The sequence below is a fragment of the Streptomyces macrosporus genome, from assembly GCF_039533145.1.
GTDB lineage: Bacteria > Actinomycetota > Actinomycetes > Streptomycetales > Streptomycetaceae > Streptomyces > Streptomyces macrosporus.
Genome location: NZ_BAAASZ010000052.1, coordinates 215,343 through 227,121 on the forward strand (window position 1 = coordinate 215,343; position 11,779 = coordinate 227,121).

At 73.7% G+C, this 11,779-nt stretch carries 14 protein-coding genes; 6 read left to right on the forward strand and 8 right to left on the reverse strand.

Annotated elements, in window-relative coordinates; translation table 11 throughout:
* Positions 1 to 24: 24 nt before the first annotated feature.
* A complete protein-coding gene (metG, locus tag ABD335_RS30360; RefSeq protein ID WP_344329308.1) occupies positions 25 to 1,641 on the reverse strand; it encodes a methionine--tRNA ligase in 1,617 nt (538 codons plus the stop codon).
* Between the two features lie 312 nt (positions 1,642 to 1,953).
* On the opposite strand from metG, the gene ABD335_RS30365 reads away from it, so the two are divergent.
* Complete coding sequence (locus ABD335_RS30365; RefSeq protein ID WP_344329311.1) at positions 1,954 to 4,032, forward strand: PhoX family protein; 2,079 nt, start codon at positions 1,954 to 1,956, stop codon at positions 4,030 to 4,032.
* Between the two features lie 217 nt (positions 4,033 to 4,249).
* Positions 4,250 to 4,513 carry a GlsB/YeaQ/YmgE family stress response membrane protein gene (locus tag ABD335_RS30370; RefSeq protein WP_344329312.1) on the forward strand — a complete coding sequence of 88 codons (264 nt, stop codon included), beginning with the start codon at positions 4,250 to 4,252 and terminating at the stop codon, positions 4,511 to 4,513.
* Positions 4,514 to 4,807: 294 nt separating this feature from the next.
* Here the strand turns inward: ABD335_RS30370 and ABD335_RS30375 are convergent, their stop codons facing one another.
* Both ABD335_RS30375 and ABD335_RS30380 read right to left on the reverse strand, forming a co-directional pair.
* Complete coding sequence (locus tag ABD335_RS30375) at positions 4,808 to 5,020, reverse strand: hypothetical protein (protein WP_425583787.1); 213 nt, start codon at positions 5,018 to 5,020, stop codon at positions 4,808 to 4,810.
* 140 nt (positions 5,021 to 5,160) lie between these two features.
* Positions 5,161 to 5,901 (reverse strand): TetR/AcrR family transcriptional regulator, encoded by a 741-nt coding sequence (locus ABD335_RS30380; protein ID WP_344329313.1) that lies wholly within the window; start codon positions 5,899 to 5,901, stop codon positions 5,161 to 5,163.
* A gap of 64 nt (positions 5,902 to 5,965) precedes the next feature.
* Between ABD335_RS30380 and ABD335_RS30385 the strand changes: the two genes are divergently transcribed.
* Together ABD335_RS30385 and ABD335_RS30390 are read left to right on the forward strand one after the other, a co-directional pair.
* Positions 5,966 to 6,925 carry an ATP-binding cassette domain-containing protein gene (locus ABD335_RS30385; protein WP_344329314.1) on the forward strand — a complete coding sequence of 320 codons (960 nt, stop codon included), beginning with the start codon at positions 5,966 to 5,968 and terminating at the stop codon, positions 6,923 to 6,925.
* A complete protein-coding gene (locus tag ABD335_RS30390; protein WP_344329316.1) occupies positions 6,922 to 7,746 on the forward strand; it encodes an ABC transporter permease in 825 nt (274 codons plus the stop codon). The genes ABD335_RS30385 and ABD335_RS30390 overlap by 4 nt, the downstream gene beginning before the upstream one ends.
* A gap of 37 nt (positions 7,747 to 7,783) precedes the next feature.
* Here ABD335_RS30390 and ABD335_RS30395 read toward each other — a convergent pair whose 3' ends face one another.
* From ABD335_RS30395 to ABD335_RS30415, 5 genes are all read right to left on the reverse strand, one after another.
* Complete coding sequence (locus ABD335_RS30395) at positions 7,784 to 9,064, reverse strand: RNA polymerase sigma factor (protein WP_344329317.1); 1,281 nt, start codon at positions 9,062 to 9,064, stop codon at positions 7,784 to 7,786.
* Positions 9,065 to 9,078: 14 nt separating this feature from the next.
* Positions 9,079 to 9,429 carry a YciI family protein gene (locus ABD335_RS30400; protein WP_344329319.1) on the reverse strand — a complete coding sequence of 117 codons (351 nt, stop codon included), beginning with the start codon at positions 9,427 to 9,429 and terminating at the stop codon, positions 9,079 to 9,081.
* 142 nt (positions 9,430 to 9,571) lie between these two features.
* Positions 9,572 to 9,757 carry a hypothetical protein gene (locus ABD335_RS30405; protein ID WP_344329321.1) on the reverse strand — a complete coding sequence of 62 codons (186 nt, stop codon included), beginning with the start codon at positions 9,755 to 9,757 and terminating at the stop codon, positions 9,572 to 9,574.
* Between the two features lie 113 nt (positions 9,758 to 9,870).
* Positions 9,871 to 10,575 (reverse strand): permease prefix domain 1-containing protein, encoded by a 705-nt coding sequence (locus ABD335_RS30410; RefSeq protein WP_344329322.1) that lies wholly within the window; start codon positions 10,573 to 10,575, stop codon positions 9,871 to 9,873.
* Positions 10,572 to 10,916: a PadR family transcriptional regulator gene (locus ABD335_RS30415; protein ID WP_344329325.1), complete on the reverse strand. Its 345-nt coding sequence runs from the start codon at positions 10,914 to 10,916 to the stop codon at positions 10,572 to 10,574. The genes ABD335_RS30410 and ABD335_RS30415 overlap by 4 nt, the downstream gene beginning before the upstream one ends.
* A gap of 86 nt (positions 10,917 to 11,002) precedes the next feature.
* On the opposite strand from ABD335_RS30415, the gene ABD335_RS30420 reads away from it, so the two are divergent.
* Both ABD335_RS30420 and ABD335_RS30425 read left to right on the forward strand, forming a co-directional pair.
* Positions 11,003 to 11,467, forward strand: coding sequence for a hypothetical protein (locus ABD335_RS30420; RefSeq protein WP_344329326.1), 465 nt, complete (start codon positions 11,003 to 11,005; stop codon positions 11,465 to 11,467).
* Positions 11,468 to 11,472: 5 nt separating this feature from the next.
* The gene (locus ABD335_RS30425) at positions 11,473 to 11,748 is read left to right on the forward strand and encodes a hypothetical protein (RefSeq protein ID WP_344329327.1); all 276 of its coding nucleotides are present in this window, start codon (positions 11,473 to 11,475) and stop codon (positions 11,746 to 11,748) included.
* Positions 11,749 to 11,779: the final 31 nt, after the last annotated feature.

The following is an 11,779-nucleotide window of genomic DNA, read 5'->3' on the forward strand; positions in this document are numbered from 1 at the left end:
CGCGTGAGGGGCGTGCGGCGCGCCTTACGCGCTCTTCGGCTCCTCCAGGCGCGGGAAGAGCACCTCGCCCTTGGTCACCGTGGAGCCCGCCGGGAGCCGGCCCCAGCGGCCGGCGTCCTGGACGCGCTGGTCGGCGAGGGCGCCCAGCGACGCCTCCGCGCCGAGGGAGTCCCACAGGAGCCGGGAGGTGCGCGGCATCACCGGGTTGAGCAGCACCGCGCAGGCGCGCAGCGACTCGGCGGCGGTGTAGAGGATCGTCGCCAGACGGGCCCGGGCCTCGTCGGAGGAGTCCTTGGCGACCTTCCACGGCTCCTGCTCGGTGAGGTAGCCGTTGACCAGCTTGACGAAGTCGAAGATCGCCGCGATGCCGCCCGCGAAGTCCAGCTCGTCGCCGATGCGCCGGTCGGCCTCGGCGACCGCCGTGGCCAGGGCGTCCTTGATCGCCTGCTCGGCCTCGCCGTCCGCCGTGGACTCCGGCAGGGTGCCGCCGAAGTACTTGCCGACCATGGCCGCCACGCGCGAGGCGAGGTTGCCGTAGTCGTTGGCCAGCTCGCTGGTGTAGCGGGCGGAGAAGTCCTCCCAGGAGAAGGAGCCGTCCTGGCCGAAGGCGATGGCGCGCAGGAAGTACCAGCGGTAGGCGTCGACGCCGAAGTGCGAGGTGAGGTCCTGCGGCTTGATGCCGGTCAGGTTGGACTTGCTCATCTTCTCGCCGCCGACCAGCAGCCAGCCGTTGGCGGCCACCTTGCCCGGCAGCGGCAGGCCCTGCGCCATCAGCATCGCGGGCCAGATCACCGCGTGGAAGCGGAGGATGTCCTTGCCCACCAGGTGGACGTCGGCCGGGAAGGTCTCCTCGAACTTCCGCTGGTCGGAGCCGTAGCCGACGGCGGTGGCGTAGTTCAGCAGGGCGTCGATCCACACGTAGATGACGTGCTTGTCGTCCCAGGGGATCTTCACGCCCCAGTCGAAGGTGGAGCGGGAGATCGACAGGTCCTCCAGGCCCTGGCGGACGATGTTCACGACCTCGTTCCGCGCCGACTCGGGCTGGATGAACTCCGGGTGCCTCTCGTAGTGCTCCAGGAGCTTCGGCCCGTACGCGGAGAGCTTGAAGAAGTAGTTCTCCTCCTTGAGCATCTCCACGGGCTTCTTGTGGATCGGGCAGAGCTTCTCGCCGGCGTACTCGCCCTCGCCGTCCAGCAGGTCGCCGGGGCTCTTGTACTCCTCGCAGCCCACGCAGTACGGGCCCTCGTACTCGCCCTTGTAGATCTCGCCCTTGTCGTACAGGTCCTGGACGAACTCCTGGACGCGGGCGGTGTGCCGCTCCTGCGTGGTGCGGATGAAGTCGTCGTTGGCGATGTCCAGGTGCTCCCAGAGGGGCTTCCACGCCTCCTCCACGAGCTTGTCGCACCACTCCTGCGGGGAGACCCCGTTCGCCTCGGCGGTGCGCATGATCTTCTGACCGTGCTCGTCCGTGCCGGTGAGGAACCACACCTTCTCGCCGCGCTGGCGGTGCCAGCGCGTGAGCACGTCGCCCGCGACGGTCGTATAGGCGTGGCCCAGGTGCGGAGCGTCGTTGACGTAGTAGATGGGGGTCGTGACGTAGAACGCCTTCGCCCCCTGCTGCTCTGTTCCAGTGGCCGCCATGGGGAAATCCTAACGTTCCGGGACCCCCGTTCCGATCCGTGTTCCGGCGGGCACGAGCCGTCCCCGCGGGGTGCGCGGCGGGGTCGGACGCGCCCTCCGATCCGCCGTCCGGGCCCCTGGGCGGGCGGCGTGCGCCCCGCGCCGTCCGGGTCGGCGGAACGTGCCCGGGCGGATCCGGACCGTAAGGATGGTTGAAGTGCGCAACTGTTCTCACGGTCGTGGTTCACTGCCCGTTCACCATGCGGTCGCCCCCCGTCGCATTGGCGCCCATACCGTCCTCACCTGCACGGACACGAAATTCCGGAGGGGACCATGCGCAAGCTGCTGCCGCTGATCGGTTCGCACCCCGGCGGGAGATCCGCCATGACCTGCCGCTACCGCTGCGGCGACGCCTGCTTCCACGAGGTGCCCAACACCAGCGGCAACGAGTACGCCGGCGACGTGATCGCCGGCGCGCTCTCCCGGCGGTCGGTGCTCCGCGCGGGTGCCGTGGTCGGTGCGGCCGCGACCGCCGGAGTGGCCGGATTCGGCCGGACGCCGAGCGCCTCGGCGGTGCCCACCGCCGTCCCCGCCCAGGGCAAGGGCCTGGGCGAACACGGCAAGGCCGCCCGCGGCCTGCGCTTCGCGCCCGTCGCGCCGAACACCGCCGACAAGGTCACCGTCCCCGAGGGCTACGCCCAGAACGTCGTCATCCGCTGGGGCGACCCCATCCTGCGCGGCGCCCCCGCCTTCGACCCGGAGAAGCAGAGCGCCAAGGCGCAGGCCGGGCAGTTCGGCTACAACAACGACTTCCTCACCCTGATGCCGCTCAAGGGCGAGCGCGGTCGCCAGGTGCTCTTCGCCAACCACGAGTACACCGACGAGCAGCTGATGTTCCCCGGGTACGACCCGGACAACCCCACCCGCGAGCAGGTCGAGATCGCCTGGGCCGCGCACGGGCTGTCCGTCGTCGTGGTCGAGGAGGACCGCCGCACCGGCAGGCTCACGGCCGTCCCCCGCCACCACCTCAACCGCCGCTTCACCGCCACCACCGAGTTCCGCCTCACCGGCCCGGCCGCCGGCGGCGACCTGCTGAAGACCTCCGCCGACCCCACCGGCACCAAGGTGCTCGGCACCCTCAACAACTGCGCGGGCGGCTCCACCCCCTGGGGCACGGCCCTGTCCGCCGAGGAGAACTTCAACCAGTACTTCGCCAACGCGTCCGCCGTCTCCGACGCCGACACCAAGGCGAAGCTGGCCCGCTACGGCATGACCGGCGGCGCCTCGGAGCGCAAGTGGGAGCGGTTCGACGAGCGCTTCGACCTGGCCAAGGAGCCCAACGAGGCCAACCGCTTCGGCTGGATCGTCGAGGTCGACCCGTACGACCCCGACTCCGTGCCGCGCAAGCACACCGCGCTCGGCCGCTTCAAGCACGAGGCCGCCCAGCCCCGGCTGACCGCCGACGGCCGCCCGGTGGTCTACATGGGCGACGACGAGCGCTTCGACTACCTGTACAAGTTCGTCTCCGCCAAGCGGATGATGAAGGGCGACAGCCGCGCCGCCCGCGAGCACAACCTCACGCTGCTGGACGAGGGCACCCTCTACGTCGCCAAGCTGACCGGCGACAGCCCGGCGGACCTGATCGACGGCAGCGGCAAGCTCCCGAACGACGGCGAGTTCGACGGCTCCGGCGTGTGGATCCCGCTGGCCACCGGCGACACCTCGCACGTCCCCGGCATGACGGCCGAGGAGGTCTACGTCTACACCCGGATCGCCGCCGACAAGGTGGGCGCCACCAAGATGGACCGCCCCGAGGACGTCGAGCCCAGCCCGCGCACCGGCCGCGTCTACGTCGCGCTGACCAACAACACCCAGCGCGGCACGGCCGGCAAGGCCGGCGCGGACGAGGCCAACCCGCGCAACAACAACAAGCACGGCCACGTGCTGGAGCTGGCGGAGCACTGGGACGACCCGGCCGCCGACGGCTTCGCCTGGCGGCTGTTCCTGGTCTGCGGCGACCCGGAGGACCCGTCCACCTACTTCGGCGGCTTCCCCAAGGAGCAGGTCAGCCCCATCTCCTGCCCCGACAACCTCACCTTCGACGCCTACGGCAACCTGTGGATCTCCACCGACGGCAACGCGCTGGGCACGCACGACGGCCTCTTCGGCGTCGCCACCGCGGGCGAACGCCGCGGTGAGGTGCGCCAGTTCCTGACGGTGCCCACCGGCGCCGAGACCTGCGGCCCGATCGTCCAGGACCGCCGCGTCCTCGTCGCCGTCCAGCACCCGGGCGAGGTGGACGGCGCCAGCTACGAGCAGCCGGCCTCCGCCTGGCCCGACGGACCGGGCACGGTCGTCCGCCCGTCGGTCGTCGCCGTCTGGCGCAAGGACGGCCGCGACATCGGCGTCTGATCCCGGCGCTTCCGTCTCCCGTCCCTCTCCCGACACCGCACACGTCGCCGCACACACGTCGCCGCCCCACCCCGACCGGGGAGGGGCGGCGACGTCCTTTTCCGCCAACCCGCCCGCCCCGTCGAGCGGATGAGGGCCTCTCCGGTGCGCCCCTTGCGTGCATTCGTTCGAACGGGGAAGGAGGAAACGCGAGGAACCGACACGAAAAGGTGGAGTCATGGAGATGACCGGCATCATCACGGCGATCGTCGTCGGCATCGTGATCGGTGTGCTGGGACGACTGGTCCTGCCGGGCCGGCAGCGCATCGGCGTCCTGTGGACGATCGCGGTCGGCATCATCGCCGCCCTGCTCGGCACGTTCGTCGCCGCGGGGCTCGGTGTGGCGGACACCAACGGTGTCGACTGGATCCAGGTGCTGATCCAGGTCGCCCTGGCCGCGCTCGGTATCGCCGCGCTGGACCGCACCAAGGTGCGCGCCTGACGGTTCACCGACTCCGTACGGCCCGTGAGATACGGCCCGTGAGGTGCGACCCGCGAGCGCCCCGCCTCGACGCGAGGGCGCACCGGCCCGGCGGGGCCGCGGCGCCGACGGCCGCCTCCCCGCCGGGCCTTCGACCGTTCCGGGACGGGCCCGCCCCGTCCCGGAACGGCCGGGGAGACCGGGGGCGGTGCTTCCCGGTCTCCTCCGGCTCCGGCCGTGACGGCCCGGCCCGGGTCCGTCCGATCCCACCGGGCCGGACCGGCTCCCTCACGGCGGAGCCGGCGTCGTGGGCTCTCAGCCCGTGTGGTGGTCGCGCTGGAAGAGCGCCGCGTGTTCCAGCACGTCCTCCATGGGGTCGTCGATCTGCCCGGTCGAGATCAACGCGACGGTGGGGCCGTTGTGCGATCCGTTGTGCGTCTCGTCGGCCCACGCCGCCCCACCCGACAGGGCCACCGACGCGATGGCCGCCGCGACCACCGCGCATCCGCGCGCCCAAGTCCTCTGCACCGTGCTTCTCCTCTCGAAAGCGGCCACGGCGAACGCCGTTCACCGTGCATATCTGCCGGTGAGCGGAAAAGTTACGAACGGATCTGCACTCCGGTCCCGCGCCGGTTCCCGCGCGCGGTCCTCCGCTTCCTCGCGCCCCTCTACGCCGTGGAACCACCGTGGTCGAAGGCGTCCAGGAGCCGGCCCACGGCCCGTTCGAACGCGGCCTCGTAGTCGTGGGGGCCGGTGGGGGCGGGGTTCTCCGCGACCGCCGCGGCGAGGTGCGGATACCGTCCGCTTCCCAACTCCGCCGTCAGGTAGGCGTTCCGGACGGCCTGTTCCTCCTCCGGCGTCCAGGGCACGGCGCGGGCGCGTTCGGCCGCGGCCACCTCGTTGGAGACGAACGCCATCACGCTGCCGTTGATCATCGACAGCAGCTCCAGCTTGGCGCCGCCGGTCGCGTCCAGCCCCTCCAGCGCGGCCATGCAGCGCTCCAGGTGGCGCAGTGTGTTGGGCGTGAAGCCGTACGCCGCGCTGAGCAGGCGGGTGAGCCAGGGGTGACGGCGCATCAGGTCGCGGGTGTCGCGGGCGACCGTCAGCATGTCCGCGCGCCAGTCGCCGGTGGGCAGGGCCGACAGGTCGTGCTCCTCGGCCGCCGCGTCGACCATCAGCTCGTACAGGTCCTCCTTGCGCGGCACGTAGTTGTAGAGCGACATCGTGCCGCAGCCGATCTCGGCCGCCACCCGCCGCATGGAGACCGCCTCGATCCCGTCGGCGTCGGCGATGCGGACGGCGGCGCGCGCGATCTCCGCCCGGGTGTGGGCGGGGCGCGGTCCGCGACCGGTCCGCTCGGGACGGGTCCAGATCACCTCGGGTCCTGCGGAACGGCCGCCGGCTGGCATCGATCGATCACCTCGCCGTCCATCGTAGTTACGTACAGCGTACGTAGTGGTGTAGCGTGACGGCATGGCTACTACGTACGCTGTACTTAGTGAGGGTGTGCGGAAGCGCTACGGCGACGTCCACGCCCTGACCGGACTGGACCTGGCCGTCCCCGAGGGCACCGTCTGCGCGCTCCTGGGACGCAACGGCGCGGGCAAGACCACCGCCGTCCGCGTCCTGACCACCCTCACCGTCCCCGACTCCGGCACCGCCCGCGTCGCCGGCCACGACGTCGTGCGCGAGGCGGCGGCCGTCCGCCGCGCCATCGCCGTCACCGGCCAGGACACCTCGGTGGACGACGACCTCTCCGGCCGCGAGAACCTCCACCTGTTCGCCCGGCTGCTGCGCCTGCGCACCGCGGCGGCGCGCGAACGCGCGGACGCGCTCCTCGACCGCTTCGGCCTCGCCGACGCCGCCGACCGCCCCGTGCGCACCTGGTCCGGCGGCATGCGGCGCCGCCTCGACCTCGCCACGAGCCTGCTGGTGCCGCCGGAGGTCCTCTTCCTCGACGAGCCCACCACCGGCCTCGACCCGCACAGCCGCAACCACATCTGGGACGCCGTCCGCGCCCTCGCCGACGACGGCACCACCGTCCTGCTCACCACCCAGTACCTGGAGGAGGCCGACCGGCTCGCCGACGAGGTCGTCCTGGTGGACGGCGGCCGGGTCGGCGTGCGCGGCACGCCCGCCGAACTCAAGGCGCGCATCGGCTCCCGGGCGGAGGTCGTCGTCGCGGAGGAGTCGGCGCTGCCCGCGGCGGCCGTCGTCCTCGGCCCGCTCACCGGCTCCGCACCCGCCCTCGACCGCGAGCGCCTGGCCGTCGGGGCCGTCACCGTCGACCCGACGCTCACCCTGCCCCGCCTCGTCCGCGAACTCGACGCCGCGGGCGTCCCCCTCGTGGACGCCACCCTGCGCCCGCCCACGCTCGACGAGGTCTTCCTGCGCCTGACGGGCGAACCCACCGCGAAGGAGAGCGCCGCATGACCGTCGCCGCCCACGCCGTCCACGCCGCCCACGACACCCGGGCGGTGCTCGGCCGCCACCTCGCGCGCATCCGCCGCGCCCCGGGCCTGTTCCTGATCACCCAGACCATGCCGCTGACGCTGCTGCTGTTCTTCGGCTACGTCTTCGGCAGCGCCGTCGCCCTCCCCGGCGACGTGGACTACCGCGCCTACCTCGTACCGGGCCTGTTCGCCGTCACCGCCGCCGGAGGACTGGTCACCGGCATGCTCCAGGCCGCGCAGGACGCCGGACGCGGCGTGACGGACCGCTTCCGCGCCCTGCCCGTCAGCCGCGCCGCCGTCCCCGCCGGACAGGCCGCCGCCGACGTGCTCGCCACCGCCGTCGGCCTGTTGCCGCTCGCGCTGGTCGGATACGCCGTCGGCTGGCGGATCGAGAGCGGGCCCGGCGCCGTCCTCGGCATCCTCGGCCTGCTGCTGTTCTTCCGCCTCGCCACCGTCTGGGTGGGCATCCACCTCGGCCTGGTGATCCGCGACGAGGCGGCGGCCGGACAGCTCGCCGGCAGCACCTTCCTGGTCCAACTGCTGTCCAACGCCTACATCCCCACCGCCGGGATGGCCGACTGGCTGCGCGCCGCCGTCGAGTGGAACCCGATCAGCGCCGTCGCCGCCGCCGTCCGCCGACTCTCCGGCGATCCGGCCGCCGACCTCGCCGCCGCCCCGGGCGCCGCCTGGCCGATGCACCACCCCGTCGCGGCCTCGCTCGCCTGGTCGGCCCTGCTCATCGCGGTCTTCGCCCCCCTCGCCGTCCGCCGGCACGCCCGGGGCGCCGAACGCTCCGCGTGAAACACCTCGCACGGCGGGCCTCTGGCCGGGCCCACCGTCACGCCCCGCTCGCGCCGCCCGGGGGCTCGACCTCGCTCAACCTGCGCCGTAGGCAGGCACGTTCGGGCTCGTTGCCGGCCAGGGCGAGCGCCCGACGCCAGGCCGCCGCGGCCTCGGGGAGGCGGCCGAGCCGGTGCAGCAGGTCACCCCGGGCGGCATGGCAGGGGTGGTGGCCGCGCAGCCGCGGCTCGTCCGCCAGCCGGTCGAGCAGCCTCAGGCCCGCCTCCGGGCCGTCGCGCATCGCCACCGCCACGGCCCGGTTCACCGCGACGACCGGGGACGGGACGAGGGCGAGCAGCATGTCGTAGAGCGCCACCACCTGCGGCCAGTCGGTGCCGGCGAGATCGGCGGCCTCGTCGTGCAGGGCGGCGATCGCGGCCTGCACCCCGTACGGGCCGGGCGGGCCGCCGGTCAGCGCGGTGCGCACCAGGCCGCGGCCCTCCTCGATCATCGCGCGGTCCCACAGGCCGCGGTCCTGGTCCGCCAGCAGGACGATCCCGCCGTCCGGGCCGGTCCGGGCGGCGCGCCGGGCGTGGACCAGCAGCATCAGCGCGAGCAGCCCGGCGACCTCCCGCTCGGCGGGCAGCAGGCGGCGCAGGATCCGCGCCAGTCGGACGGCCTCCTCGGCGAGGTCGAGTCGCTGCAACTCCGGGCCCGAACTGGCCGCGTAGCCCTCGGTGAAGACCGAGTAGAGGACCTGGAGCACCCCCGGCAGCCGCTCGGGCAGTTCGTCCGTGCCGGGCACCCGGAACGGGATGCGGGCCTCGCGGATCTTCCGCTTCGCCCGCACGATCCGCTGGGCCATCGTCGCGGTCGGGACGAGGAAGGCCCGCGCGACCTCGGGCGTCGTCAGACCGGCCAGGCAGCGCAGGGTCAGCGCCGTGCGGTCCTCGGCCGCGAGGGCGGGGTGGGCGCAGGTGAAGAACAGCAGCAGCCGTTCGTCGGGCAGCGCGCCCTCCTCGTCGACGGGCGGCACGGGCGCGGCCCGGTCCGCCTCCACCTGGAGGAGGGCGAGCCGGACGGCGTACGCCCGGTCCCGCCGCAACCGGTCGACGGCCCGGCGCCGTGCCACCGTCAGCAGCCAGGCGCCCGGCCGGGCCGGGACGCCCTCGACCGGCCAGTGCCTCAGCGCCGCCTCGACGGCCTCGGACGCGACCTCCTCGGCCAAGTCGAGATCGCCGAAGCGCCGGACGAGGGTGGCGAGCAGCCGCCCGCGCTCCTCGCGGAACACCGACTCGACGGACGCCCTCGCGGACGCTTCGCCGACCGGTTCCCCCACGGGCTCCACGTCCGTCAGGCCCCGAACTCGGCGACCGGCCGCACCACGACCGCCCCGCCACCGCGCGCGCCGGGGCAGCGCGCGGCCCAGTCGAGCGCCGCGTCCAGGTCCGGCACGTCGATGACCAGGAAGCCGCCGAGCACCTCGCGGGTCTCGGCGAACGGCCCGTCCGTGACGATCCGGTCGCCCTCCGGGCCGACCCGGACCGTGGTGGCGGTGACCAGATCCGCCAGCGACTCGCCGGAGACGTGGATCCCCGCGTCCCGCACCGCCTTGTCGTACGCCATCCACTCCTCGACGCCGCACTCGGCGGCACCGCCGTCGGCGTCGGTCGCACCGGCGTGGATCAGCAGCATGTACTTCACGTTCCGTCTCCTCGATCGGGTCTGTCGTGTTCCGTACGGCGGGTCGCCGTACACAAGGACGACGAACGGTGGACGGACTCGTCGACAGGGCGCCGAAGATTTTTCGAGACGGATTCGGCGGGCCGGCGGTGCGGCGTGGCGGTCACCAGGGCACCAGGTCCGTCCACCTGCGGCCCAACCAGTCGCCGAACGACACCATCCGGCCGTTCAGCCGCAACGGGAGGATCCGCTCGCAGGTGGCGCGGGCGTCGAACCACATCGTGCCCCGGTACGGGCCGGTGACGACGAGGAGGGTGGAGAAGCCGCAGCCGTTCTCCTGGAGGAACACGGCGCCGGCCGTCCTGCGCTCCTCGAACACCCCGCACTCGGCGTCCCGGCACGCGCGTGCGCGTGGCCGCGGCCGTCCGGAGGTCGGGGTGTCCCGGCGGGCCGTCCGGCGGGTCATCCGGCGCGGACGCACCGGCGGCAGACACGGGCGGAGGCCGCCACCACGGTGTGGAACACGGCCGCGAGGACTCCGGCGAGCGCGACCAGCGGCCAGTTCGCGGCCAGCGGGGAGGACACGGCGAGGGCGAGCGCGGAGAGGCCCGTGGCCGCGCCGGCCGCGGTGCCGGCCCACGCGGTCGCCGTGGGCAGCCGGTGCGGCGTGGGCAGCCGGCGGGCGAGGGCGCCGGTGGTGGTCAGCGTCGCCGCGGCGAGCAGGGTGGCGCCGGCCGCGACACCGGCCGGCGGAAGGACCAACCACCACGCCAGGGAGGGGAGTCGGCCGCCGTGGCCGACGATCAGGAGGTACCAGCAGACGACCAGGAGCGGGGCGGTGAGGGCGACGGACCGGGCGGTGTGCCGGACCTGGGCGACGGTCAACTCCCGCTGACAGGACGGCACCAGCTCCTCCACGGTGCCGAACTCCCGCACGGCCCGCCGGACGGCGTGGTCGTGCGGGAGCCCCTGGTCGACGTACGCCGCCACGGTGTCCGCGAGGCCGTCGCGCACCTCCTCGACCAGCCGCGCCTTGGCCCGCTCCGGGCCGTGGAGGGCCGCCGCCAGGGCGGCGGCGTACTCCGCGGCGTACGTCTCGGCGTCCGTCCCCGCGTCCGTCCCCGCGTCCGTCTCGGCGGGGTCGGGCCACCGTTCGGCCGCGCTCACGAGGCGTGCCCCGGCCGTGCGTCGGCGGGGTTCAGCACGGCGCCGATCGCCTCCGTGAACGCGCGCCAGGCCGTCCGCTCCTCGGCCAGGGCGCGCCGTCCCGCGTCGGTGAGCTCGTAGCAGCGCCGCCGCCGCTCGCCGACGGAGTCCCAGGTGCTGCGCAGCAGGCCGAGCCGCTCCAGCCGGTTCAGGGCGGGATAGACCGTGCCCGTGCGCAGTTCGAGCGCGCCTGCGCTGCGCCGCTGGACCGCCGTGATGATCGCGTAGCCGTGCAGCGGCCCCGGTTCGAGCACGGCCAGCAGCAGCCCGTCCAGGTGTCCCCGTACCGCGTCCGCCTTCATGAGTAGGCAGCCTACACAACCTGGATGTAGGCGTGCTATCTATTGGCAGCCAACATATTCGTCATCGGTACGGAGGAGAGTCCGCGATGACCAAGCTGCTGCTGTCCGTGCACGTCCTCGCGGCGATCCTGGTGGTCGGACCGATCGCCGTCGCCGCCTCGCTGTTCCCCCGCTACGCGCGGCAGTCGGCGTCCGGGGGCGGGGGAACGGGGGACCGGGACGCCGGGGCCGCCGCGCTCCTGCACCGGATCTGCCGGGGCTACGCCGTCGTCGGCGTCACCGTCCCGGTCTTCGGGATCGCCACGGGCGCACGGCTCGGCGTCCTCACCGACGCCTGGCTGCTCGTGTCGCTCGTCCTGACCGCCCTCGCCGCGGCCGTCCTGGTGCTGGCGATCGTGCCCGGCCAGCGGCGGATGCTCGAACCGGCCGGCCACGAGGGGGCGCGGTCGGCGGCGGCCCGGCTGTCCATGCTCACCGGCGTCTTCAACATCCTGTGGGCGATCGTCGTGGTCCTGATGATCGTCCGGCCCGGCTCGACGACGGGAGCGTGACCGTCATGGGCCCGCGCACCCTGCGCATCGCCGCCGGCGTCGAGGCCGCGTCCCTGGCCGTCCTGCTCGCCAACCTGCTCACCGTGCACGCGCGGGTGATCACCTCGCTCGGCGGCCCGCTGCACGGCACGGCCTACCTCGTCACCATCGCGGCGGCCTGGCAGGTCACGACCGCCGCCGAACCGAGCGCCCGCTGGTACGCCCTCGTCCCCGGGATCGGCGGACTGCTCGCCCTGCGCCGCGTCCGGAAGACCCCCGTCCACACCGCCCGGGAGGGCTGACCCGGCGGGCCGGTGCGGGGAGCCGCGCCGT